Consider the following 24,739-nt stretch of genomic DNA (forward strand, 5'->3'; position numbering starts at 1 on the left):
TAATATAGCTTTAAGAATTCACACGTTGAGAACGAGGGAACTTCTGATTAATATCGCAAACGCTAATTATTATCATTTATAAGACAGAAGTCACGGAGAATCATCATGAATACGGTAAGCCGTAAATTTATACCGTTAACTGCAGCAATTTTAAGCGCTTTAAGTGTGTCAGCCCATGCGGATGATGCAAAGCAAGATATGGAAGTGATTGTGGTATCAGCATCTGGCAGTGAACAAATGCTCAAAGAGGCACCAGCCAGTATTAGCGTGATAGACAGATCACAGCTCGAGAAACGTTTTTATCGTGATTTAACCGATGCATTAACCGACGTGCCCGGTGTTGTTGTCACTGGCGGCGGCGATAGAAAAGACATTAGTCTGCGCGGCATGGCGAGTCAATATACCTTAATTTTAATTGATGGGCAGCGGCAGACATCTCGCGAAACTCGCCCAAACAGTGATGGACCGGGTGTCGAAGGGGCATGGACGCCCCCGATCTCCGCAATTGAACGCATTGAGGTTATTCGCGGTCCGATGTCATCGCTTTATGGCTCTGATGCTATTGGTGGGGTGATCAATATTATTACCCGTAAAACACCAGAGCAATGGTATGGCGAAGTACGCCTTGATAGCACAATTCAAGAGCGTAATGAGTCGGGTAATATTAACCAAGGTAGCTTTTTTACTGCGGGCGGCTTAATTCCTGAGTTACTCGGTGTGCAGTTCTCTGGGCAATTTTCCAAACGAGATGAAGATGATTTTCCGACAGGTTATAGAGGCAAAGAGCAAAGCAACCTTAAGGCTAAATTCATTTTAACCCCTACAGATAACCATGAAATTATGCTTGAGCTGGGCACTGGGAATCAAACCATTGATGCTACTTTAGGTAAAACGATAGAGCCACTCGCTCCTGGTGAATCTTGTGGGCGCCGTGGTTGTCCAGAATCATCAATGAGCGAATATGAACAACAAACATTTTCACTCAGTCATAATGGCTTTTACGATTTTGGCTCTTCTCGTAGCTACTTAAAATACGATAAGTTCGACAACACCTCCCGTGAAATGTTTGTTGAAAACACCGACGTTCAAACTAGCTGGACCTTGCCAGTTATTAGCGATCATAATGCTACGGTAGGCGCGGCGTATTTAAAAGAACTACTGGATGATTACACCAGCAATAAAATTAGTGATTTAACACACATAGAGAATGAACAGTGGTCTATCTTTGCAGAAGATGAATGGAGTGCTACTAAAACATTTAAGTTAACGACAGGGCTTAGATACGATCACGATGGTAACTTCGCTGGCCATTGGAGTCCTCGCTTATATGGCGTTTATTCAGCAACTAATGATTTCACAATTAAAGGTGGTATCTCAACAGGCTACAGAGCGCCAAATATTCGTCAATCAACGCCAGATTGGGGGCAAGTAAGTCGAGGTGGTAATATTTATGGTAATGCGGATTTAAGCCCAGAAAAGTCCGTTAACTATGAAATGGGGGTTTACTATGATGTTAGCCGCGATCTCAATGTCTCAAGTACCGTGTTTTATAATCAGTTTGATGACAAAATTACCCGTATTGCTTGTCCGTTAACACAATGCACCGATGGTCCAAATCAGTTTGGCTCAATGCCAACGACATATATAAATGTTGATGAAGCGGTTACGCAAGGCTTTGAATTTACGCTGTCGTATGACATCAGCAGTGATATCGACGTCAGGGCAAATTACACTTACACCGATTCCGAGCAAAAATCGGGTAAGTACAAAGGCAGTCCGTTAAATCAGTTACCTAAACATATATTGCAAACGTCCTTAAATTGGCAACCGAGCGATACATTTGGCAGCTGGTTGCGTGTGCATTATCGCGGTGAAGAAAGCCAACCAACAACCGGGCCATCGCAAAGTAGCCTTATTGCACCGGATTATACTTTGGCGGATATCGGTGGTAACTATAGCTTAACCAATAGGGTAAAGCTTGGCTTTGGTGTGTATAACATTTTCGATAAAGCCATCACTGAGGATGAGTACGGTTATGTTGAAGACGGCCGCCGTTATTGGGCGTCACTGGGCTGGGAGTTTTAAGTAATTTAACATAAACAAGGTCTCAATTGAGGCCTTGTTTAGTTCGAGTGAATGCTTATTTACAGTGCAACTTTCGTTTTGATAGTAAATAATAAGCGATAGGTACAAAATAAAATGACAGCATAGTAGTTAGCACTGTACCGCCAGCAATCGCGATTGCAAACGGTGGCCAAAAGCCTCCACCGGCTAAAATCAGCGGTAAAAAGCCACCCACCGTGGTAATAGTTGTTGAACTGATATGGCGAGAGCAAGTCATGACCGCGGCAATGATCTTGTTTTTATCGGTTAAAGCACTGGTTGCGTTAAGTTCGGATAAAATAACGATCGCAGCGTTAATTGCCAGCCCCATTAAACCTAATAAGCCGATGATCACAGTAAAACCGAAAGGGTAGTTTGCAATGTATACACTTAATAAGCCAAGCATCGCCGCTTGCAAGGCGTTGACTAAAATTAATGCTGTGGTAGTAAACGAATTAAATGACATCACCAGCACGGTGATCAATAACACGACAATAATCCCCACTTGGCCAAGCAATTTACTAACCGCTTCATTGCGCTTTTGCGATTCACCGCCAATTTCTAATCTATAGCCGTGAGGCAACACAAAGCCAGATTTTTCTATGGTTGCAGTCACCTCATTAAGCACTGTTTGCGGCAATACGCCAGTGTTTAAATAGGCTTCAATGATATTCACTCGCTCTCCATCACGTCGCGCAATTGAACCACGCGACGGTGTAAGCTCTACACTTGCATAAGATTCAACTAACAATCCTTGGCTCGTTGCTGCGGGGCTGGTTAATTGAGTGCTAAATAATGCGCTAATGTCATCACGGTCTTGATCGGCAACCCTAACTCGTACCGGCACCGTTTCAGTATTATCAATAATACTGCCAGCAATAACGCCATTAAATTGGCTTTGCAATTGTGTAGCCATGTCACTGAGGCTTAAGCCCGCATGAGTGAGAGCTGCTTCATCAGTGTTTAGCCATAACTTGGGTGAGCCCGAGAGCAAAGTAGGGCGAGTATGTGTGATGTTATCATGAGCGATCAGCTGCGTACGTAGTTGCTGACCTAGTTCGGACAAAGTATCTAAGCTTGGGCCGTAGATACGCATTTCAATAGGCGCATTAAATGGCGGGCCTTGCTCGAGTTTTCTTACTAGCGTTTGCGCATGTGGAAACTCTCTATCTAGCTGATGTTGTAACGCGGTAATTAATTCATTGGCTCGTCTAAAATCGGTGACTTTTACCATTGCTTGTGCGTAATTATTTGCGCCGCGGTTACGTTGCATCATATTGTAATAAAAGCTCGGGAAATTTGTGCCTATCATCCAATCAAGTTTTTCTATTCTTTGGGACTTGCGAATATAGGCGTCCATTTCTTTGATTGCTTGACGGGTGGATTCAATACTCACTTGCGGGGCAAAGTGCACTTCAATTTGAAACATATCGCGGTCTGAAGGCGGGAAAAATTGCTCCGTGAGCTGCCCTGCGCCAAAAAAGCCAGCAACGGGAAATATAAACACCAGTAATAATGTAAGTTTTGGTTTTTCTAGGCTGTATTTTAACGTCGCGGCAAAGCGTTTACTGAGCTTTGGTGTACGTATGCCTTGATAAAATATACCCGTACGTTGCTCGTTTTTTATAAATTGCCCTGCAAATACTACAACCAAAGAATGGGAAATTAGGTAGGAACCAATCAGCGCAAAAATAACACTGAGGGCGATACCACCAATAAATTCACCTGAAGCGCCGGGCATTAAGGCAATTGGTGCAAACGCTAAAATCGTGGTGAGGGTTGAACCAAGTAACGGTAGCCAAAAATGTGCCACTGCTTTTTCAACCGCGGCAAGAGCATTAAGGCCTTGTTGGCGATAGCGCTGTACTGCGTCGGTGATCACAATAGCGTTATCAACCATGATCCCCAGTGCAACCACTAAACCGGTGACAGACATTTGATGGATAGGTAAACCATATAAATGCATGCTTACTAAGGTAAATAGTACCGTGAGAGGTAAAGCAGTACCGACAATTAATGCGGCCTTAAAACCTAAGGTTACAAACAATACAGCTAAAATGAGTATAAAGCCTACGGCAATATTCGCGAGTAAATCGCCTAAACGGGCTTGGGTATAACCACGTTGATCAAAAATGTTTTGTAGTTCAATTTGACTGGGCAGCTGTTGCTCAAATTGCTGTACCACCACATCGATTTTATCTGAAAACTTATCAATGCGCAGTTTAGGCAGCATACGAATAGCAATATAAACACCAGGCTTAGCGTCAATTAATGCAATTTCACTGACCGGGGTTTTGGTGGTGCGTGAAATGTCTGCGATATCAGCGAGTTGATATTGGCTTGCGGTTTGATTACTGCTGATGGGGATAGCACCAATGCGTGCAACAGAGTTAAATGCCCCTGTTACTTCTATTTGCATTTGTGACTTAGCATTGGTTAATGTGCCCGCAGCCACTTTGGCATCAGCGCCCTTTATTGCAGCATGAATATGCGCTAGCGAAACACCAGCAAGGCTGGCTTTTTGTTGATCAACAGTAACGCGGATCTCTTCTTCGGCTTGACCAAATATATGCACAAGTTCAACGCCGGAGACGTTACGAAATTGGTTTTGTAATTCTTTTGCATAACGGTTAAGAGTTGCCATTGTAATTGAGTCATCACGTGCAGCAAGTGACACAAGACGGGTGTATGCGTAGCCGCGCTCGTCATCAAGCAGTGGCTGTGCAGCGTTAGCGGGAAGTTGGTTGCGCACATCACTGAGCAAATCACGCATCCGCGACCATACTGGCGGGGCATGGGTTACTTCATCTTTTAATTCGACGGTGATAACCGACAAGCCTGGGCGAGAAATAGACGACACATGCTTTACTTCAGCTTGAGATTTAAGACGTTGTTCAATTTTTTCGCTGACTTGCACTTCAACTCGCTCGGCACTGGCTCCCGGTAATGCTGTAGTCACAATAGCTAAACGATTTGATATACGCGGATCCTCACTGCGTGGTAGGCCATTTATTGCGGCTAATCCACTGACAATAAGCAACGCAACCAGTAACGCTTGAAAGCGGCCGTGATTAAATAAATAACGGATCATCACAACACCTTGGTCGGTTGATTTTCAGCAATATTAACCGAAATATTGGCTGATAACTTGTGCATGCCATTGGCAACAATTTGTTCGCCATTTTGCAGCGGTGCACCAATAAATGCGTAACCATCATGGGCATAGTAAAGCTGAACTATGATAGGTTTTAAAATATTGTCTTTAATTTGGTAAACCTGCCAAGTACCACGAATGCCATCTGCAAGGGCGTCAAGTGGCACCCAAAAGCCGGTTTGTTGTTGATACTGTTGTAGTGTTAGTTTTGCTAATTGACCGGAGTAAACCACGGCATGATCAGGCAATGAAAAGCGCATAGTTAAGGTTTGTGTATCTGGGTCGATACTCGCTCCTTTACTAAGTGATTGTGCTGCAAAGGTTTGTCCCGCTACTTCAATATCCATGCTATTTTTTATGGTGTTTTTTAATATCAGTGGAATACCGATGCTAACTTGCGCGTGTTGGTTTTCGATTAAGCGAACTATGGGGGTAGCTGCTGCGACAATCTCGCCTTTTGATGCAAAGCGTTGGCCTAAAATACCATTAAAAGGGGCTGTTAAATGGGCTTTTTGAGTGCGAATATTGATTTCATTTAAACTGGCTTCTATTTCAGCGAGCTCAGCATTAAGCACTGCAATATTGGTTTTAACTTGATCAAGGGCCGAGGCGGCCGAGTAATTTTTTTTATCAAGTTCGGCTAAGCGCTTTTTTTCAAGTTCAGCTAATGCGTGTTGTGCTTGTATTCGTTGTTTTTGTGCGTGTAGTTTTTGCTCGTCAATGGCTAAAAGCTGGGTATTTTGCTGTGCGATAATGTCGCCTTGTTTAACGTACTCGCCTTGATCAAAATAAACCTGCTCGATTTTTCCCGGAAATTCAAAACTTAGTTTGGCATCATGTTGCTTGATAACTTGGCCGCTCAGGGTGCGTGTTTGATAATAACCTGCTTGTTGTTGTACTGTGTATGCGGCTACATGCACTAAGCTTTCGCTATAACTTATACATGGAGTGAGTAAAATGAATGCACTGAGCAAGTATTTGATCATTGCAATGTCCTTATTTATTGCCAGTAAAAGCGGTGTGGTTAGTCAGCTGCAGAAAACACAGGTATACTTTGCGCTAAAAGCAGAATGATTAAAGTTGGACTCATGAGTCTAATTTCGAATAAATATAAACCAATCAAACTAGACTGTCTAGTTTGATTTGAGGTGATAATGGAAATAACTACCCTTAGTCGGTCAGAACAAAAACGACAACAAATTATTACGGCTGCAACGACCTTGTTTATGGACAAAGGCTTTCCGAATACCAGCATGGATCAAATTGCGAAACTCGCTCAAGTGTCAAAACAAACGGTTTATAGCCACTTTAAAGACAAAAATAATTTATTTGTTGAAACAGTGACCGCTCATTGCTCTGCTTCGAACCTTCGCAAAGAGGGCTTTGAGCCCGCACAAAGTATTGAAGAAAATTTATTTAGGGTGGTGACTAACTTTATAACGTTAGTATTTTCACCTGAAGCGTTAAGAGTGTATGACACTTGTGTAGCACATAAAGATGAATACCCCGAGTTGGCTTTATTGTTTTACGATGCCGCCCCAAAAGTGGTGATACAGCAAGTTGAAGTCTGTTTACAGTGTATGGCTGAGGCAGGTTTACTGAGTATTGAGAATCCTAAATATGCAACGCTACAGCTACTTGGCATGACGCAAGGGGATTGGAAGTTGCGCCATGCGCTAGGGCACGCAAAAGCTGACGAATTACCGCCAGCGGATTATGTTGCTGATTGTGTATCGCGGTTTATTAAAATGTACAGCTAAAGGGCTACAGTTGCCATTTACTGCAAAATAAAGTCATCTATCGGCTGCTTAGTGAGTTTACCAATTTGCATAAAGGTAAAAATAATCGCGCCGACGAGTAACACCATAGTTGGTGCAACAATGACCGGATAACTTAACCATGTCATACGACCCAGCTCTTCGGCATAGGCGGTAGTTCCCGGCATACTGACTACAATGGCTTTTGCTAAAAAGTAATTTAAGGTTGCCGATAAAAAGAATGCACTTGCAACAATAAAGCCAGCAAGTCGCATTTTAGCATCAAAAACGGCTGTGTTATTTTGTTGCTCGAGTGACTGAGTGAGTTTTTCTATGTCTAACAGCTCAGGGTTAATTAGCAGCTTGCGAATTAGCGGGTAGGGAGTGTATTGGCTGATCAATACAATGATACCTATTATCGCGGGTACCATGGCTTCTTTTATTGCAATATATTTTGGGTCGAGCTCGAATAGGCTGATACCACCTGTTAGCAGTACGCTAATAATTCCCAAAATAGAGAAAAAGTTAACTTTTCCAGATTGCTTGAGTTCCCATAAACCAAATAATAATGGGAACGCAAGTGCAATAACCACGGCCCATACTGGGCCTAGGGTATCAGGGGTGCTAAAACGGCTTAAAATAACCGCAGGTAGAGCAATATTAAAAATGAGGTTACTGAAAAAATTACTTTTCTTTTTAGGTGTTGTCATTACTTACAATTTATTAGAACAATTTTGTTTAAGTATATACCCATGAAAGCTTAAGATACACTGACTGATTGTAAGAACTACAAAGCTGCGCTGATTTTATCAAAGTGCAACTTTAATATTTCAATGGCAATAGTTGTTTTAGCGGCTAATATATCCCGTTGTGGTGTAATGGCAAACACACTGTATTTAGGTAACTGCCATTGCGGGCATACCTCAATCAACTCGCCATTGTCTAATAAGGACTTAACCTCGGGTTTTGGTAAAATAGCATACCCCACGCCATCACAGACTAATTGTATAATACTGTGCATGTTGTTAACTACAATACGAGGTTTCGGTAAATGAGCTATTTGTTGATCTTTTATATTCGTTAGTGGAAACTCAGCCGTGGTGTGGGCAATACGAGTAAAATTACTGAGTTCATTCGGTGGCAGTAAATAACTATTTGCTAAAGCATGGTTTTTACTGACACAGAGGGTTAAGGGCCAGTTTGCTAAAGCCCTCGACACTAAGTTAGATTCCTCCAGTGGACCAATTGCAATAGCTAAATCAACCCCTGATTTTATTAGGTCGACAGGTTCATCAGATAAACTCAATTGTACATCAAAATCAGGATATTGGTCGGTCAATTGTTTTAAGGGTTCACTAAGAATTCCGCCACCGAACCCTACAGGGGCCACTAGCTTTAATTGGCCGCTAGGTCTATTTTGCAATAATTGCAGCTTTTCACTGGTGTGCTGTGCAGCTGCGAGAATAGTTAAGCAACTTTGATAATAAAGTTCACCTGCTTCAGTGAGTGTTATCTCTCTAGGGCTTCTGTTAAATAAGCTTAAATTTACATCCAACTCAATTTGTTTAATTTGTTGGCTGACAGCAGAAGTCGTCATTGCAAGCTCATGGGCAGCTTTACTCATGCTACCAGTCTCAACGATTCTGACAAAGATACTCAATGAGCGAAATAGTTTAGGATTCATCTAGCGTCGTCTTATTAAGTGTTAAAAAGTTACAAGTAAGCGGAGGGTATATAGCATCAAACAGTTTTAGTAATTATTACATTAAATAACGGCATGTCACACAGATAATGAAGAAAAAGAGATATTAGCCTAATGAGGCCTCATGGTGAGGCCTCAAAAGTCTTCAGAAGTTAAAATTGATATGTAAGTGATAAACTTGCGTTAGCAGGTGCACCATAAAAGCCAACAGTTTGTAAGCTGTTTATGTACTTTTCATCAGTGATATTATTCACATTTGCTTGCACGGCTAGTTGTTCCGTAATGCCCCAACGAGCAAACGCGTTAAGTAATAAATAACTGCTTTGTTTTACGTTGTAATCCGTATTTTCGATTTTTGACTGCCAGCGGCCACCAAAACCTACGTTTAAGTTATCTGATAGAGCATAATTTACAGAAAAGCCAAATACATCACGTGGTGCCCATTTGTTGGTGTCGTTACCATCTTTATCAGTAACATCAAGTTTAGTATAGGAAGCAACGATGTTTAATTGTTCTGTAACGCTACCAACAGCTTCAAACTCATAACCTTTTGATTCAACCGAAACCCCTTCGTAATAGTAGATACCAGCAGGTGTGGTCCCGGCATATTGGGCAAAGTTTTCTTGTTCAGCTGTGAATATCGCAAACGACGTCATAAGTGAGTCATCAAACCATTGTACTTTAACACCGGTTTCAAAGTTTTTACCCTTTGTTGGGTCTAAGTATTGGCCATCAAAATCAGTTTGCTCTTGAGGTTGGTAAATATCAGAATAACTAGCATATAGATTTATGTCATCATGTACTTTATATGTTAAGCCAAGGTATGGGCTCGTTTCGTTTTCTTCGTTCAAAATATCAGCCCCAGCATTGTTTCCTGAGCGTTTAAACTTAATAGAATTGAAACCTGCAACAGCAAATAATGAGTCAGTTAAGTTAATCTTCGCTGAGCCGAAGTAACGAGTCAGTTTTTGATCAATATCAGAATACTGTGTTTTAGGCAGCCAATCAGGTTCAGCAATGGCGTCTAAATCATATGGAAATGCCGGAGTTGGGCCATAGGCTGGAGTATTAGCAAAGTCAAAACCATATTGATACATTAGATCATTACTTTTAGCTACGCTTACACCAAAATTTGCTTCATGTTCGCGGTCGAATAATTCAAATGCACCAAATGCTTTGATTTCATATATATCAGAGTCAACTTCACTGTCGTATCTACCAGGCCAACCAGATAAACCTAAGTTTGTATCTTTATCAATTGCGCCACTGGCGTAAAAGAGTTTGTCTTGCTCTTCAAAAGAGCGATAGTTATAGCTTGCTTGAACCTGCCATGAGTTAGCAAAAATATAATTGTACTCAATAAATGCTGAGCTATTAACAGTATCCCACATCGTCCAGTCTTGAGTTGTGGTGTCACTTACATCCCACTGTGCCTGAGTGCCATCAGTGTAATTATAAACTAGGCCGCCCCATGTATTGCCATCGGTGTCGGCATCTTGATATGAGTAACCGAGTGTTATCGTTGCGTTATCAGTTAACTGTCCATCAACAATGGCAGAGAAAAACTCACGACTATTTTCAAGTCCATCTAAATAAGACGCTTTATCTTCAGCGGCAGCGACAAATCTCGCAGCCCAACTGCCAGACTCTGTCAATAAAACAGAGTAATCTGCTTGGACACGTTTAAAGTCCCATGAGCCGATTGAAACGCCTACTTCACCACCATTTTCATTTTTTGGTCTTTTACGAACATAATTAAGTGTTGCAGATGCATTACCAACACCGGTTAATAAACCGTTTGCACCACGGATGACTTCAATGTTTTCGTAACCATATGCTTCCATTGCACCCGTTACTATGCCCCAATCATTAGGTAAGCCTACGCCATCAACTTGTGTACTTTTAATTTCGAAACCACGAGCTGTATAGTTGGTACGATTTGTTTCCCACTCTTCAACATTTATACCTGGTGCGAGTCGTAAGGCATCATTGATGCTAAAAGCAGCGTAATCTTTTAATTGTTCAGCTGAAATAATACTGATCGATTGTGGCGTTTCATCAATCTCAAGCGCTAAACCCGTCGCACCTTCAGAAATTCGATTTTGGCGAACACCGACAATTTCTAGTGTTTCAATGCTTGTGCCCTCGGCTGTTGGCTCTTCCTGTGCAATACTCATATGTGGGGCTAGCGCATAAATAACTGCTGCAGCAACGGGAAGTTGGCTAAATTTCATTCGGTTCTCCAAGTAATGACGTAGATTGTATATTGTTGTGATTTTTGCATAATTAAACTGTCGATACATTAACACAATTGATATGAGTTATCATTACGATTAGTTGTTTTTTTGTGAAATACAATTTCTAAATTACGGGGAAGATGAAGGCCCTCATATAACAATTTGAAGGCCTTAGATAGGTAAAATACTAGTTGTTTTTAGGTTTTCCCAATATAAAGGCTGTAAGCAAACCAAAAAGTAGCCCTGAGGTAATTGTAACAAAAACGCCTGCAATATTGCCGTAAATGGTGATAAAGCAAATCAGCGCAAGCACAAATGTAGCTATGCTAAGTAAACGCTGGCGTTTTGTTGCATTCCTAAGTAATAAGCTAGTTGCAACTAATAGCAAACACCCGAGAGTTAAGTAAATATACGTCATACCGTTACCTCACGTACGTTAGTTTGGCTTTTCAATTCAAGCCGCTTAACGTCAATGCGTTTTGCAAAAAACATAATTAGCATGCCGATGATTAAAAAGCTGATATCGACAACTGTCACCAATAAGTTATTGGCTGTAAAAGCGTGGCTAGATGAAAGTACTAAGTTAAGAGGTAATACAGCTATACAAGCAAGCGCTGTAAGCACCATTGTTACTTGTAAATAACGGTGGTAATTAAACGGTAAAATAGCCAGTAAGCACCACGAAAGCCAGGAGTAGAAAAATAAGGGTCCAAACATACTATTGTGCATCTGCGTTGGTACAAAATGGTTAAGTAGAACCTGAGCTGGAAATAAGATAGCGGTTGCCAACACGAGACCGCCGCAGCTACCAATAATGATACGATTCCAACGCTGATAGCCAAGCTCGGTGAGTGTTGGATTACTCCCTCTAGTGCGCTTCGCTAACCACATCATCATGCCTGAAAGCGGTAATAATGCCGTTGTTAAGCCTAATAAAGCCCAAATTAGCTTTACAAATACACCGGCAAAATTACCAAAGTGTAGTGGAAAAAGTAGCTCTAAAACTTTAATAGCTGGACCGGGTATGTCGCCAAAATTACTCATCGATTTACTAAACTCGCCATCGCCATGATATTGCAACAATTGTGATGCAACAGCATCGCCACCAATTAAGCGCAGGTAAACCTCAGCATTGACATCGTTATGGGCCATAATCGTCAAATCTACTATTTTAGCTTTTGGGTAGCGTGCCTGAGCATCACTTAAAATAGTATTTATATCCGTTGCTTGATAATCATGAGTAATGATAGGTTCTGGCATTGCCGTGAACTTTGCTACCAGTTTATCTTGGTCGCCCCCAAAGCTAACAAAGGCAGCTGCAGGTAAGAGTATGATGGTTGCAAGGCCTAAAAATGCACCGGTAAAACCAATTACTCCATGAAATAAACTACCCCATATTCCCATGATCTTATGCGCGTCATTCACCACTACATCAAGGTCTTTTTTACGCCTAAACGTGAACAATTCTTTGATTAATTGGCGGTGTATAAATAAGCCGGTAATAGTTGATACCAATAAAGTTAAACCCAAAAAACCGGTGAGTATTAAGCCAATAGGGCGACCTAAGTGTAAGTCAGCATGAAAGTGACCGATAAATGAAGGGGCATCAGTTTTTCGTTGTTCGTAAAAATAACCCGCAGCGCCATAATATTCATTGACCAGCTCAAAGTTTCGAGGGTCAAATTGATAAGCATAAGCGGCTTCTTCGTCGTAGTTTTCATCACCATCATGGGACTCAAATAAGATGGTCAGTAAATGTGTATTGTGCCCAGTAGGTAAATAAACGTGAATGTTTTCACCAAACTCTTGAGGGACTTGTTGATGATAGCGATTAATTAACTCAGTGACCTTTTCACTGGGTACGGAATTTAATTGATGTAATTCAGGGTTGGCCCAAATTTTTAGCTCCGGGCGGCTAAGTACAGCCAGGGCGCCTGTAAAGCACACCACAAAAAGTAAAATACCGGTAACTATTCCTACCCAACTATGCAGTAAAAATAATTTTTTTAATGAGATTGATTTCATCCTTGTGCCCCTGATAACGCCATGAAGCTTAATCCAGCATGGCTAAGTATTATTAACAGCATCACCACACATGGTTGCCATGCTTTTTCAGCCATGTAGGCGTAGATAAATAGCCCAGCCCAAATAAAAGGGAATAACATGATGGGTATTAGTATTTGTTCTTCCATGGCAAACGGTAAGTAAGTTGTCATGCCAGGGATCATCACTACTGCGGTGATCAGTGCAAGTAAACATGCCATCAGGTGACGCCGTTTTGTTGCGGAAAAGGTTCGTTTTTTATTCATTTGTTTTTTAGCCCCTATGTGTGGCTAATAGTCTTAGCCACACCGCATGTTATTATTTTTTAAAAATTAGCTTCAAAGCGCACGCTGAGTGTACGTGGTGAGCCTAAAGTTTGATTGCCGAAGTCTTGTGCGTCAACCACAGAGATATACTCAGCATCTAATAGGTTATCTACTAACGCGTATACGCCGTAGTTATCCCACTGGTAACCTACTCGTGAATTAACTAACCAATACGCATCGTTGCGAGGATCTAGGCTGGTAGCGACACGTTGTGAGCTACCGGTATAACTGGCATTAATGTTCGCTACAAATCCAGCATCATTATAGTAATCAAGGCCTAGTAAGCCAGTCCACTCTGGAGCACCTGCAAACGAGTATCCTTTATAATCTTGCTCTTCGCCGTTAAAGCTTGCGGTGAATTCATCAAACTCAGATTTTGAATACCCAATACCAGCGTATACATTAATATTGCTTGAAAGCTCATAACTGACTTCTGTTTCAAAACCTTGAACGTGTGATTCACCAACATTCACTGTTTCACGATCATATTGGTTACCTGATAAATACACCGACACTTGTTGGTCGGTCCAATCAAGGTAAAATACATTGGCATTTAGAACGAGTGTGTCATCTAACCATACTGAGCGAAGAGAGAACTCATAGTTCCAAGTATATTCAGGATCAAAGGTAAATGGTTTTGCTTGCGCGACATTGGTACCGACACCGCCGGAGCGGTAGCCTTTTTGGATGGTAAAGCTTGTTGATAAATCATCATTAAAGCGATATGTCGCTCCTAGTTTTGGTAGCCAAGCATCAAATGTTGCATCTTCAACTGGTTCATCACCTGATGCGCCATCGGCCATAGCATAAAGCTGTTGATTAATACCTGCAATCAACTGTGCAAGCATAGGATCCGTAGCAAAGTCTGCTGGTTTTGGTAACGCATTTTGTGTTTGCTCTGTGATATAGATGTCGGCAGTGGTGCCGTTTGCTTGCTCTTCTTTGTCATAACGAATGCCTGCAAACACATCCCAACTGTCGTTTAACTGGTATGTAAAGTCTGCGAAAAGTGCTTTCGTTTTCACTTTTTGTATGAAATCAGAATTTTGGCCTATAAATACAGGGTCTGCGCCTGTGTAAAGTTGCAGAACTTGATCTGCCATGGCTTCAGGAAGGCCTAAACCATCATATTCTGCTGGGGCTGTTAATAATGTTTTTACGCCTAGCTGCGTAAACGTTAAGCCGCGTTCACCGCCACTGGTATCAGACGCATCTAAATCTGAGTAATAAAGGCCAACTAAGCCCGATAGCCTTTCGCCTTCGTAAGTAAAGCGGAGTTCTTGTGTGGTCGTTTTGTCGGTACGCGTATCGGTTAATATAGATTTAGGCCCTTGCATGCTGGCATCACCGTCCCATTCATAACCATACTGCGCATCAGAATAGGTTGTTATTGACGACAGAGACCATTCATTTGTTAGCTCATAATCCACATTCAGAATATATAGATCAGTATCAGTCGATTCAAACGTGGGTGAATCTAAATAAACATAGCGATCATCATAAATATTATTAATTGGGTAATCTGCATGACCACTTTCGACCATAACCCAATCAATACCTTTTTCGTTTTCGCTGTGCATAAAACTTAGTTGTGCTTCAAATTCAGGCAGGGCAGAGGGTGTATAGCGTAACTTGGCACTGTAAAATTCATTGTTATCAAAGTCAGACTCTTCGCCTGTAGCCACATTAGTATTATAACCGTCAAAATCGCGTTGCTCAGCACTTACCCGAAATGCTAATTCGTCTTCAATTAACCCGCCACCAAAAGCAACTGCTGCTTCTTTAGTGCCGTATTCTCCCATACCAATACGGCCCTTAAAATCATACTCTTGGACTGCATTACGAGTTTTCATGACCACGGCACCGGCCAAAGAATTTCGACCTTGTAAGGTAGACTGTGGGCCTCGTAAAATTTCAACTTGGCTTATATCCCACGTTGAAAAGCCACCTTGTTGCATCATACGGTACGGCAACGGTGCACCATCAACGTACACACTGGCAAGTCCGCCTGTCCCACCATCAGTTACACCAAATGCATCAATACCACGAATATTAAAACCAGAGCCATCAACGCCAGATGCATTCGGCGTACGCGCGAGTACATCATAAAAGTCATTTAGGTTTTCACGTTCAATTGTTTGACTCGTTATAACAGCAACACTTGCGGGTGTTTCCTGTAAAGTGCGATCTATTTTTTGGCCTTTGACCATGATTTTTTCGATGCCTGAATCATCAGCAACAGCTAAATTGGTGAGAGAAGAGGCAATAGTCAGTGCAATTGTTGATTTGGTGAGCTTACGCATTAGCGGTTGTAGTCCTTCTGGTAACTATAAATGATAATAGTTATTATTGTATATTGATGTGGTTTTATTAACAATCGTTAATAGAGTAATTACTAAATAATTTATTCAACGGGTAAATCACAATGCACAGTTGTAATTTATTCTAACTACCAAGATAAATACGGAATAAATTGCTTTATTAAATTGGCTACATTATTGTTTGGGTAGGATAAAAATATTACCTTTATCAGTTAAATATTGAGCTTATAATTTGAGCATTAAGGAGCTACACTTTGAATTTTCTGAGAAGTTTTCATGATATCGTTTCAGATCAAACACAAAGCTTTGATGAAAAAGTAGATAAGCTTCTTAAATTTGGACTTGATGTCTTTGATCTAGAGATTGCGATTGTAAGTAAGGTTATTGATGGTACTTACCTTGTTAAGCACGTTATTACACCTGATGATTCATTACCTGTAGGTACTACCTTCGATTTAGAAGGCACTTATTGTGTCCATACATTGACAGCTGGCAGTGCAGTTGCTTTTAATAAAGCTTCAACTAGTTGTGTGGCGAATCACCCTTGTTACTTAAATTTTAAATTAGAGTCTTATATTGGCGCTCCAATTAAAGTTGGTGAAGAAATATATGGAACTGTTAATTTCTCTGCAGCCAAAGTCTCGCCCCCCTTTTCAGATCAAGCTTACGACTATGTTGAACTATTTGCACAATGGCTAGGTGCAGAAGAAGCCCGCAAAAGAGCCTCTGAGCAACTAATACAAAATAACAGCACTTTACTAAAACTAGAGAGTGTTGCAAAAATTGGCACGTGGGAAGTGGATTTACTGTTAGATAAAGTAACATGGAGTGAGCAAACTAGGCGTATTTATCAAGTTCCGTCGTCTTATCAACCAGATTTAGAATCTGCGATTGAATTTTTTAGAGCAGGAAAGAGCCGTGATAGCATTACTAGTGCTGTTGAGACCGCTATTGAGAGCGGAAATAAATGGGACTTAGAATTACAATTAATTACTGCAAACAATCAAAGTATCTGGGTTTCAACGTTTGGTGAAGCTGAATTCATTGACGATAAATGTGTACGTTTATTTGGCACGCTACAAGATATCACTGAATCTGTTGAGCTTCGCGAAGAGCTGAAAAATAAAAAAGCGCTTGCAGAACGAATGCTCGAAGATAGAAGTATGTTACTTGCAAAAATAAGCCATGAGCTACGTACACCACTTAATGGCATAACAGGTATGCTAACCACTTTACTCGATGAACAAAATGAAGAGCGCCGAGTTGAAAAGTTAAAAGTTGCATTAAGAAGTGCAGACATATTACTTAGTATAATTAATGAGGTGTTGGATTTTTCTAAAATTAATCATGGTGAGCTTAAATTAGAACCTAATCACTTCTTATTAAAAACAATCTTTGTGGACTTAGCCTCTCTTTATTTACCTTTATTTAAAGATAAAAATGTTGATTTTCAAACTTCTATCAAAATCGATGATAGCTGCTGGGCTTATTGTGACAATGCCCGATTGAGCCAAATTTTATCTAATTTATTAAGTAATGCACTTAAATTCACAGAGCGCGGAGGTGTAAACCTTATTATAAGCTCTTCTGAGCAAGCGTCTAAAATAATGTTGGATATAGCGGTTTCGGATAGTGGCCGTGGTATGACCAAAGAGTTTTTAAAATCATTATTCTCTCCTTTCACACAGGAAGTTGATGTAACAAAAAGCGTCGGTGGTACAGGACTAGGGTTGGCAATAGTAAAAGAGCTTGTTGATTATATGCATGGCACTATTTCGGTACAAAGTACTTTAAATAAAGGAACTACTTTTAACATCCAAATACCATTAGAAATTGGGACTGCTCAAGTTGAGCATTTTGAGCGTAATACATTTGACGTAAGTATTGAAGACTTGTCGGTTTTAGTGGTCGATGATAATCAAATTAATAGGTTAGTACTTGAGGCATCACTTGATAAGTTGAATATAAAAGCAGATTTTGCTGTTGATGGCCAAGACGCTATATTTAAATGTGAACAAAAGCAATATAACCTCATTTTTATGGATTGCATTATGCCTCAGCTTGATGGCTTAGAAGCGACTAAAATCTTACGAGAAACAAACTTATGTCCAATTGGCGATACTTTAATTGTTGCGCTAACTGCCAACACCTCAGCCACTGATAAAGCCGCATGTAAAGAAGCTGGCATGGATATGTTTATTTCTAAGCCATTTAAACTACACTCAATAGAAGAAGCAGTCATCCGTGTTTCTGAACAATTAGCGAGTAAGGGCTAATATATAAATAATCTCCTCTAAAGCAGGCTCTATGATTAAAAATGATTTAGTTAGTTTGACTGATGTCCTAGAGCTAATGCTGGATGCGGTTTGTGTTGTTGATAAAGAGGGTCGTTTTTTATTTGTAAGTGCTGCTTTTAAAACTATTTTTGGCTATCGTGCTGAAGAGGTTATTGGCCGACCCATGATAGAATTTGTATATCATGAAGACAGAGAGCTTACGCTTGAAACTGTCGAGATATTATTATCTGGTGCAGCAAACCCCCGTTTTGAAAATCGCTGGGTCCGTAAAGATGGCACTATAGTATCTGTTTTATGGTCTGTATGTTGGTCAGAGCAGCACCAGGTACGAATAGCTGTTGCGCACGATATTACTGAACGTAAAGAGATGGAAAAACAGCTGCATTACTTAGTAGGTCATGATCCACTAACTAATTTACCTAACAGAATTTTGCTTTTAGATCGTTTAAAAACTAGCTTGCTTAAAGCTGAACGTGACGTAACGTTGTTAGCCGTGTTGTTCATCGATATAGATGGCTTTAAAGCCGTTAATGATAATTATGGTCATCATATTGGAGATCAATTATTAACGGCAATAGCACAACGATTTTTACGCTGTGTTCGTAAGTCTGATACTGTCGGACGATTAGCGGGGGATGAATTTTTGATATTGTTACATGATGTAAAGAATCATAATAATGCTCTGGGGCTAGCAGAAAAAGTAAGGTTAGCGTGTGAGCGTGCTTTTGTCATTGAAGGTCAATCACATACAATTTCCAGTAGTATTGGTATGGCCATTTATCCAGACAAAGGGGCTAGTGATCGGCAATTAATTCAACATGCTGATAACGCTATGTATGCAGCCAAAAAAGCGGGTGGCAACCGTGTAGTAAGTGCTTAACTTAATGTTGCAAAAATGATTGACTTGTTAATTTTTAACAAGTAAGTTGGACTGGCAACTATTGAAACAATGTAAATTCTTTTCTCTCCCGACGTCCTTTGATTTGTATTTGATTGTACCGATTAATAATTCGTGTACATTTACTTACTACATTACAAAGGTGAAATATGAACCAGCTTGGTTTTAAGCACGTTTTAATAGTTGTTGTAGTCACCTTATTGGTGATTGCTTTAGGTATCACCAGTTATATTTCGATTGCGCAATTAACTAAACTTACCACTAATGATCTTATTCATACGATAAAAACATCGTCACAGTATGAAACACACAATATTGAAAAATATATTAGTGATAACTCCCGTCCGATTGTAGAACTAGCAAGTTTGTATGAACAATACGACTATCAAACCAGTCATGAAAAATACATGGAGTTTGCTGCTCGTATAGCTGGCGTTTACAAAATCACTTTAGGTTTTGACGATGGTAGGTCGTATGTTTCTATTGCCTCATCGAGTACATTTCCAAATGGTATAGGTAGAACTGAAAAATATGATCCGCGGACTCGACCTTGGTATCAGCTCGGTAAAAAGGTGAATAGTCTTGCATTGAGTGATGTATTCTTTACCAAAGAAGGAGCGCCAATTCTAGGTGCTGTTCAGCCTATAAAAAATGGTGTGTTACTTGCCGATGTTAGATTAGATCATTTACAAAAAACGCTTGAAGGGGTCAATGTTATTCCTGGTGCTGTTTCTATGATTGTTGATGACAATGGTTTAGTGCTAGCGTCGACGGCCGATTATGCTCAGATCCGTTCGTATATTCAAGATATGGAAGATTTTAGTGATGTATCTGCTAATTTATTAAAGCGTGAATCAACAGTTGTTGAGCAGCAAATTGAAGGTTTACCCAGTTTTGTATTTTCTACCCAAATAAACCTAATGGGTTCGGATAAATGGTACTTGATTAACGCAATTGATAAGAAAACGGCATTAGCGACTGTAAACAAAGTATCGTGGCAACTTGTTGTGTGGTCTGCTGTTATTGCTATTATATTTGTAGTGATTTTAGTGGTCGTACTAAATCATATTTATCGTCCTGTGATTGCTTTAAAAGAACTTGTATTGAGTTTATCTCGAGGTGATGGCGATCTAACACAGCGTTTAAATGTCAGCAGCAAGGATGATTTAGGTGAAATAGCGCAGGGTATTAACTTATTTATAGAAAGCCTGCACAATATGATGTTAGAGGTTAAAAAAGTAACCGGTAATTTGTCTGATGGGGTAATTAATTTACGTAGCCATTCAGATAACAACACGCAAATCCTTGATAAACATCAGCTTGAAACAAATCAAGTTGTCACAGCAATGGATGAACTCGGGACCACCGCAGAATTGGTTGCGCAAAATGCCAGTGAAGCTGCTCAATTTACACAAGAAGCAAACCACTCAGGTAAAGCGTCAAAAGCAACAATCATAAATGCACAACATAGCTTAAAGCAGCTCATGAGCGAAGTTGATAGCGCGAGTCAAAGCGTGACAAAAATGAGTGATGAAACCAAAGATATAAGCTCAATTTTGAGTGTTATAGGCAGTATTGCTGATCAAACAAACCTATTAGCACTTAATGCAGCTATTGAGGCCGCAAGGGCTGGCGAACAGGGCCGAGGCTTTGCCGTTGTGGCTGAAGAAGTAAGGGCACTTGCAGCTCGAACACAAGATAGTACCGGAGAGATTGAAAGCGCATTAGCAAAATTACAACATGGCGCAGGTTCAGTCGTTGCATCAATTGGCAGCACAAAAAAAACGAGCGAAAAAACGGTAGACGAAGCGGTCGGGATTGCTGATAGCCTAGAAGTTATGAGTGGTTACGTGACCAAAATAAATGATTTGAGTATTCAAATATCAACATCAGCAGATGAGCAAAATGTTGTTATACAAAGTATTAGTCAAAATATGAACCGCATTCATACCATGGTTGATAAACTCACAGAAAATGGCGGAACAGTACATGGTGAGATAGACCATATTGCGGGGATCAATAACCAACTCAGCGCAATTGTGAATAAATTCAAACTTAATCAAGCTAACCCCTTATCTGAATAAGGGGTTAGACACTACTTTTTATCAGTAGCTAATGAACTACCAACAGAGGCGGTAATCACTAATAAAATCGCCAACCACTGCCAAAAACTTAGTAACTCGCCTAAGATCATAAAACCAGCCATTGCTGCAATAGCAGGCTCCAAGCTCATCATTATACTAAAGCCTTGCGCCGGCATATTTCTCAGGGCTACCATCTCCAAAGTGTATGGCAGGGCACTGGACATGACTGCTACTAAAAAACCGAGAGGGATAACTTCCCAACTTAATAAATTCATACCTTGGTGAATGGCTCCATATGGTACTAACACGATAGCAGCAACACTCATACCCAGTGCGACAGTCATTCCACCAGAGCCTTGATTCCCGGTTTTTTTACCGAATAAAATATAAAAAGCCCAGCATGCACCAGCCGCAAGCGCTAGAATAACCCCAATAGGGTCTAAGCTTTCTTCACCGCTCATATCAGGTAATAATAAAATTATGCCAGCAATAGCACAGGCGACCCAAAATAGATCTCGTTTGCGTCTAGATGACAATAATGCAACGGCTAATGGACCCGTAAATTCAAGTGCAACTCCTATCCCTAATGGAATACGTTCGATTGCGTAGTAGAACAATATATTCATACCCCCAAGGCTCAACCCATATATAAGCACCGGTATGCGCTGACCTAATGGTGGAAACGCTTTCCAGGGTTGAAATATCAAGCATAAAATAGCTGCTGAGAAGCCTAGCCTCAGGGCCGTTGTACCCTCAGGGCCAATCAAGGGGAACAGTTGTTTTGCAACAGAGGCACCCGACTGTATGGTCACCATAGCCATGAGTACGCAAACTACGGCAATAAAAAAAGGCGGAATAACACGAGACATAGTTTTATAAAGAATGAAAAAGCTGACAATGGCCAGAGTGTACAGGCAATAGTAAAGATTTTATATATTTGCGATAAATGACAATGACATTGAAGGCTCTGAACGCGTTTCTAGAATTGCAAAACTACTTCATGAAGTTACAAATATGGCGTTACTTTATGCCACTTACCAAGAATACACTAACTTTGGTCAAGAGGTTTTTAATTATTGGTTGACAATATTTTACTTAATTATTAACCTATGTCTTACATCTTGGTTTACCAGTTTGCGTTTTCTGGTTTATTATCTGTTGCTCATTTTATAAATAGTAGGTATCGATGCTGAATTATTGCAAGTTGCAACTAAAATTATCGAGAACGTTCAAATGAATGAATTTGAGTGGCAGCTACCTACAAAGCTAATTTATGGTGCGGGCTGTGTCACTGATGTTGCACGAGAGTCTCTGCAATACGGGCATCGAGCAATGATTGTTACTTATCTTCGTGGTAATGGTCTTGATAAGACGCTCGACAAAGTGGAGAAGTCGCTAGCGGATATTGGTTTAGAGTCAGTTGTTTTTGCTCATATAGAGCCTAACCCTCGCTCTAAAACGATTGATAAAGCGATTGCTATGTTTATTAGCAACAACTGTGATTTTGTTATTGCTATAGGCGGTGGCAGTGTGATTGATGCTGCAAAACTTGTTGCGGCAACAGCATGCTGTGGTGGGGTATGTTGGGATTATGTTATGGGCGTGAATAATGCGTCAAACCATTATAATGATACATACCCTTTAATTGCTATCCCAAGTATTGCAGCTGTTGGCTCTGAAGCAAACAGTACTGCTATTGTCGTGAACTCAAACACACAAGAGAAAGGGATCATCCGTTCAGATGTATTGCTGCCAAAAGTTACAGTTATTGATCCTGAGATACAAACGTCAGTTCCACTGCGATTAACACAAGATAGTTGTATAAGTATATTTGCCAGTTTATTAGAGCGTTACTTAGCAAGTTCGAATGAATCTGAATGTGCAGACAAGCTCATTGAAGACATGATTTTGTGCTTAAAAGACAACACTGAAAAAATTATATATGACATCGATAATATTGAAGTTCGTAGCCAACTTGCACGGTGCTCAACTTTTTTTTGCTCAAGTAAAAATACTAATGGTATACAAAAAAAGGCTTCATTACAGTATCTAGGAATGCCTTTGAGCGCTCGTTACGACTTACCTTATGGTAGAAGTATGGTGCTGATCGTTGTTGCCTATTTAGCATATTTTGCTGATGTTTCACCTCAGCGTTTGGCTAAATTAGCTAGGCGTTGTTTTAACGTGACCGAACAAGATGACATTAAAGCGGCAGCCATGTTATCAGGTGAAGTGACAAAATGGTTTAAAAGCACCCATTCTTATCTAACTTTTGGGGATGTGGGCATTCCGAATGAAAAGTTTGAGCTTATGGCTGAAGATGCCATACGCTTACACGAAAATGCGATTGAAGATGCTGAATTAGGCGCATGGAGCATCAACAAACAGGATGTTATTAATATTTATAACTTATGTAAGTAACCAGATTCTTGCACATACTATAGTTTGTTTTAAGGGTTCCTCTCACATTAAATCCTTTTTACAATACTGATAGTACGAGGAAACCAAACCCCCGATAGGGGGTTTTTTCTTTCTGGCTGTTAGCGTATTTGAGGTGTAGGGTCTAAATTGACATTGAGCGAGGTTAATGACACTCGCACAAATTTAAAGACTCGTTTTTACCAGACCATCTAACGAGTATAGGCCTCGTTTTTCACTGTTTTTACGCTTAATTTCTTCAAGTGCACGAGCTTCAACTGCGTCAAATAAAGCATTGATCAATCTATTGAAATGTTGATGCATAGCCGAACGTGCTGCATTAGCATCATGATTAAGTAGCGCTTGGTATATAGCGGTGTGCTCATCCATTACGCATGCATCATTGTTGGTACAAACGCTTTTGTAATCAGCTACAATTTGTGGATTGGTTAAACGCAACTCCCACAGGTTAGCTACAGCATACTCAAGCGCTTTATTGCGCGTGGCACGCGAGATAATTTCATGAAACTCTTGGTCTGCTTTTTCAACGTAACGGCCTTCAGCCATGTCAACAAGCGTTTGATGAAGTTGCTTAAGCTCATCCTCGGTAATTGTTTGTGCTGCTAAGGCGGCAATTTCACCTTCAATTAATGCACGGGCTTGAGTTAGCTCAAATGCACTAATATCTTGTGATTTAAATGCAGGTTCTGGTGTGTCTACAACGTAAACGCCAGAACCGGTTTTTACTTCAACTTTACCACGCACCTCAAGGGCTATAATGGCTTCTCTAATTGTCGGACGACTCACATCAAACATTTCTGCAAGTTCACGTTCCGGTGGTAAGCGGCTGCCAGCAGAGAATTCCCCTACATTGATTAAAGATTCAACTTTATCGACAATACGCCAAAATAAGCGACGATTTCCCATATTTTACCTTTATTGCTCTAATTTTTAGTAGACCACGCGTCAATACTCTAGATTACAGTAAATTCAGCCATTCTGTCAAAATCCATAAGGATGTTATTACCAAAAATAGTACTTCTTTTTGGTAATTTCAAACTGTATTACCAATTTATTTCAAAATAAACCAATTGGTCATCTTGATTGGTCAGTTTTCGTGTGTTAGTTTTGTGTTACTTCTTGTTATGATTATATGCATGAAGGTTTGCTAAATCATAGGATATCGGCGAGTAATAATTCACTAGTTGCAAACGGTTGTGAATAAAAATTAAAAGCGTATTTCGGAGACAACATGAAAAAACACACAATTACACCAGCGTGCAACTGCACGCCAAGAACTCATTGGATTACAACTTACAGTACTAACAACAGGTCCTAAGCCAGGTTTTCAATTATTTAACAGCGCGCTTTGCAATCAACTTAGTGTGTTAAGCCAAAT

17 protein-coding genes are annotated in these 24,739 nt (G+C 40.4%); 6 read left to right on the plus strand and 11 right to left on the minus strand.

The window, feature by feature from the left end; all coding sequences use genetic code 11:
- Positions 1 to 105: 105 nt before the first annotated feature.
- Entirely contained in the window at positions 106 to 2,085 is a 1,980-nt protein-coding gene (locus tag AAEU30_RS17330) for a ligand-gated channel protein (protein WP_421961596.1), read from the plus strand.
- Positions 2,086 to 2,140: 55 nt separating this feature from the next.
- On the opposite strand, the gene AAEU30_RS17335 is transcribed toward AAEU30_RS17330, so the two are convergent.
- Both AAEU30_RS17335 and AAEU30_RS17340 read right to left on the minus strand, forming a co-directional pair.
- The gene (locus tag AAEU30_RS17335; protein ID WP_421961597.1) at positions 2,141 to 5,194 is read right to left on the minus strand and encodes an efflux RND transporter permease subunit; all 3,054 of its coding nucleotides are present in this window, start codon (positions 5,192 to 5,194) and stop codon (positions 2,141 to 2,143) included.
- Complete coding sequence (locus AAEU30_RS17340; protein WP_421961598.1) at positions 5,194 to 6,243, minus strand: efflux RND transporter periplasmic adaptor subunit; 1,050 nt, start codon at positions 6,241 to 6,243, stop codon at positions 5,194 to 5,196. The genes AAEU30_RS17335 and AAEU30_RS17340 overlap by 1 nt, the downstream gene beginning before the upstream one ends.
- Positions 6,244 to 6,411: 168 nt before the next feature.
- Here AAEU30_RS17340 and AAEU30_RS17345 point away from each other — a divergent pair, with 168 nt between their 5' ends.
- The gene (locus tag AAEU30_RS17345; protein ID WP_421961599.1) at positions 6,412 to 7,017 is read left to right on the plus strand and encodes a TetR/AcrR family transcriptional regulator; all 606 of its coding nucleotides are present in this window, start codon (positions 6,412 to 6,414) and stop codon (positions 7,015 to 7,017) included.
- Between the two features lie 17 nt (positions 7,018 to 7,034).
- On the opposite strand, the gene AAEU30_RS17350 is transcribed toward AAEU30_RS17345, so the two are convergent.
- The 7 genes from AAEU30_RS17350 to AAEU30_RS17380 all read right to left on the minus strand — a co-directional run bounded on the left by AAEU30_RS17350 (position 7,035) and on the right by AAEU30_RS17380 (position 15,625).
- On the minus strand, positions 7,035 to 7,724 hold the full coding sequence (locus AAEU30_RS17350; protein WP_421961600.1) for a VC0807 family protein: 690 nt from the start codon (positions 7,722 to 7,724) through the stop codon (positions 7,035 to 7,037).
- 77 nt (positions 7,725 to 7,801) lie between these two features.
- On the minus strand, positions 7,802 to 8,698 hold the full coding sequence (locus AAEU30_RS17355; RefSeq protein WP_421961601.1) for a LysR family transcriptional regulator: 897 nt from the start codon (positions 8,696 to 8,698) through the stop codon (positions 7,802 to 7,804).
- 170 nt (positions 8,699 to 8,868) lie between these two features.
- Positions 8,869 to 10,950, minus strand: a complete 2,082-nt coding sequence (locus AAEU30_RS17360; protein WP_421961602.1) for a TonB-dependent siderophore receptor — start codon at positions 10,948 to 10,950, stop codon at positions 8,869 to 8,871.
- Positions 10,951 to 11,140: 190 nt separating this feature from the next.
- Positions 11,141 to 11,371 carry a hypothetical protein gene (locus tag AAEU30_RS17365; RefSeq protein WP_421961603.1) on the minus strand — a complete coding sequence of 77 codons (231 nt, stop codon included), beginning with the start codon at positions 11,369 to 11,371 and terminating at the stop codon, positions 11,141 to 11,143.
- A complete protein-coding gene (locus AAEU30_RS17370) occupies positions 11,368 to 12,978 on the minus strand; it encodes a PepSY-associated TM helix domain-containing protein (protein ID WP_421961604.1) in 1,611 nt (536 codons plus the stop codon). The genes AAEU30_RS17365 and AAEU30_RS17370 overlap by 4 nt, the downstream gene beginning before the upstream one ends.
- Positions 12,975 to 13,262 (minus strand): hypothetical protein, encoded by a 288-nt coding sequence (locus AAEU30_RS17375; RefSeq protein ID WP_421961605.1) that lies wholly within the window; start codon positions 13,260 to 13,262, stop codon positions 12,975 to 12,977. Before AAEU30_RS17375 ends, AAEU30_RS17370 begins: the two co-directional genes overlap by 4 nt.
- A gap of 59 nt (positions 13,263 to 13,321) precedes the next feature.
- Positions 13,322 to 15,625 carry a TonB-dependent receptor gene (locus AAEU30_RS17380; protein WP_421961606.1) on the minus strand — a complete coding sequence of 768 codons (2,304 nt, stop codon included), beginning with the start codon at positions 15,623 to 15,625 and terminating at the stop codon, positions 13,322 to 13,324.
- A 272-nt stretch (positions 15,626 to 15,897) separates the two neighbouring features.
- On the opposite strand from AAEU30_RS17380, the gene AAEU30_RS17385 reads away from it, so the two are divergent.
- The 3 genes from AAEU30_RS17385 (at position 15,898) to AAEU30_RS17395 (ending at position 20,922) form a co-directional block, all read left to right on the plus strand.
- Positions 15,898 to 17,919 carry a hybrid sensor histidine kinase/response regulator gene (locus tag AAEU30_RS17385; protein ID WP_421961607.1) on the plus strand — a complete coding sequence of 674 codons (2,022 nt, stop codon included), beginning with the start codon at positions 15,898 to 15,900 and terminating at the stop codon, positions 17,917 to 17,919.
- A 31-nt stretch (positions 17,920 to 17,950) separates the two neighbouring features.
- Positions 17,951 to 18,820: a diguanylate cyclase domain-containing protein gene (locus AAEU30_RS17390; protein ID WP_421961608.1), complete on the plus strand. Its 870-nt coding sequence runs from the start codon at positions 17,951 to 17,953 to the stop codon at positions 18,818 to 18,820.
- A 167-nt stretch (positions 18,821 to 18,987) separates the two neighbouring features.
- Positions 18,988 to 20,922: a methyl-accepting chemotaxis protein gene (locus tag AAEU30_RS17395; protein WP_421961609.1), complete on the plus strand. Its 1,935-nt coding sequence runs from the start codon at positions 18,988 to 18,990 to the stop codon at positions 20,920 to 20,922.
- 11 nt (positions 20,923 to 20,933) lie between these two features.
- On the opposite strand, the gene AAEU30_RS17400 is transcribed toward AAEU30_RS17395, so the two are convergent.
- On the minus strand, positions 20,934 to 21,791 hold the full coding sequence (locus AAEU30_RS17400; RefSeq protein ID WP_421961610.1) for an EamA family transporter: 858 nt from the start codon (positions 21,789 to 21,791) through the stop codon (positions 20,934 to 20,936).
- 364 nt (positions 21,792 to 22,155) lie between these two features.
- Between AAEU30_RS17400 and AAEU30_RS17405 the strand changes: the two genes are divergently transcribed.
- Positions 22,156 to 23,343, plus strand: a complete 1,188-nt coding sequence (locus AAEU30_RS17405) for an iron-containing alcohol dehydrogenase (RefSeq protein ID WP_421961611.1) — start codon at positions 22,156 to 22,158, stop codon at positions 23,341 to 23,343.
- Positions 23,344 to 23,526: 183 nt separating this feature from the next.
- Here the strand turns inward: AAEU30_RS17405 and AAEU30_RS17410 are convergent, their stop codons facing one another.
- Entirely contained in the window at positions 23,527 to 24,267 is a 741-nt protein-coding gene (locus AAEU30_RS17410) for a FadR/GntR family transcriptional regulator (RefSeq protein WP_421961612.1), read from the minus strand.
- Positions 24,268 to 24,739 lie beyond the last annotated feature (472 nt).

Source organism: Pseudoalteromonas mucoides (assembly GCF_049257175.1).
Taxonomy (GTDB): Bacteria; Pseudomonadota; Gammaproteobacteria; order Enterobacterales; family Alteromonadaceae; genus Pseudoalteromonas.

Excerpts from the sequence above, each read along its gene's own strand:
- AAEU30_RS17330 (WP_421961596.1), top strand. The coding sequence starts at position 106 with ATGAATACGGTAAGCCGTAAATTTATACCGTTAACTGCAGCAATTTTA.
- AAEU30_RS17335 (WP_421961597.1), bottom strand. The coding sequence starts at position 5,194 with ATGATCCGTTATTTATTTAATCACGGCCGCTTTCAAGCGTTACTGGTT.
- AAEU30_RS17340 (WP_421961598.1), bottom strand. The coding sequence starts at position 6,243 with ATGATCAAATACTTGCTCAGTGCATTCATTTTACTCACTCCATGTATA.
- AAEU30_RS17345 (WP_421961599.1), top strand. The coding sequence starts at position 6,412 with ATGGAAATAACTACCCTTAGTCGGTCAGAACAAAAACGACAACAAATT.
- AAEU30_RS17350 (WP_421961600.1), bottom strand. The coding sequence starts at position 7,724 with ATGACAACACCTAAAAAGAAAAGTAATTTTTTCAGTAACCTCATTTTT.
- AAEU30_RS17355 (WP_421961601.1), bottom strand. The coding sequence starts at position 8,698 with ATGAATCCTAAACTATTTCGCTCATTGAGTATCTTTGTCAGAATCGTT.
- AAEU30_RS17360 (WP_421961602.1), bottom strand. The coding sequence starts at position 10,950 with ATGAAATTTAGCCAACTTCCCGTTGCTGCAGCAGTTATTTATGCGCTA.
- AAEU30_RS17365 (WP_421961603.1), bottom strand. The coding sequence starts at position 11,371 with ATGACGTATATTTACTTAACTCTCGGGTGTTTGCTATTAGTTGCAACT.
- AAEU30_RS17370 (WP_421961604.1), bottom strand. The coding sequence starts at position 12,978 with ATGAAATCAATCTCATTAAAAAAATTATTTTTACTGCATAGTTGGGTA.
- AAEU30_RS17375 (WP_421961605.1), bottom strand. The coding sequence starts at position 13,262 with ATGAATAAAAAACGAACCTTTTCCGCAACAAAACGGCGTCACCTGATG.
- AAEU30_RS17380 (WP_421961606.1), bottom strand. The coding sequence starts at position 15,625 with ATGCGTAAGCTCACCAAATCAACAATTGCACTGACTATTGCCTCTTCT.
- AAEU30_RS17390 (WP_421961608.1), top strand. The coding sequence starts at position 17,951 with ATGATTAAAAATGATTTAGTTAGTTTGACTGATGTCCTAGAGCTAATG.
- AAEU30_RS17395 (WP_421961609.1), top strand. The coding sequence starts at position 18,988 with ATGAACCAGCTTGGTTTTAAGCACGTTTTAATAGTTGTTGTAGTCACC.
- AAEU30_RS17400 (WP_421961610.1), bottom strand. The coding sequence starts at position 21,791 with ATGTCTCGTGTTATTCCGCCTTTTTTTATTGCCGTAGTTTGCGTACTC.
- AAEU30_RS17405 (WP_421961611.1), top strand. The coding sequence starts at position 22,156 with ATGAATGAATTTGAGTGGCAGCTACCTACAAAGCTAATTTATGGTGCG.
- AAEU30_RS17410 (WP_421961612.1), bottom strand. The coding sequence starts at position 24,267 with ATGGGAAATCGTCGCTTATTTTGGCGTATTGTCGATAAAGTTGAATCT.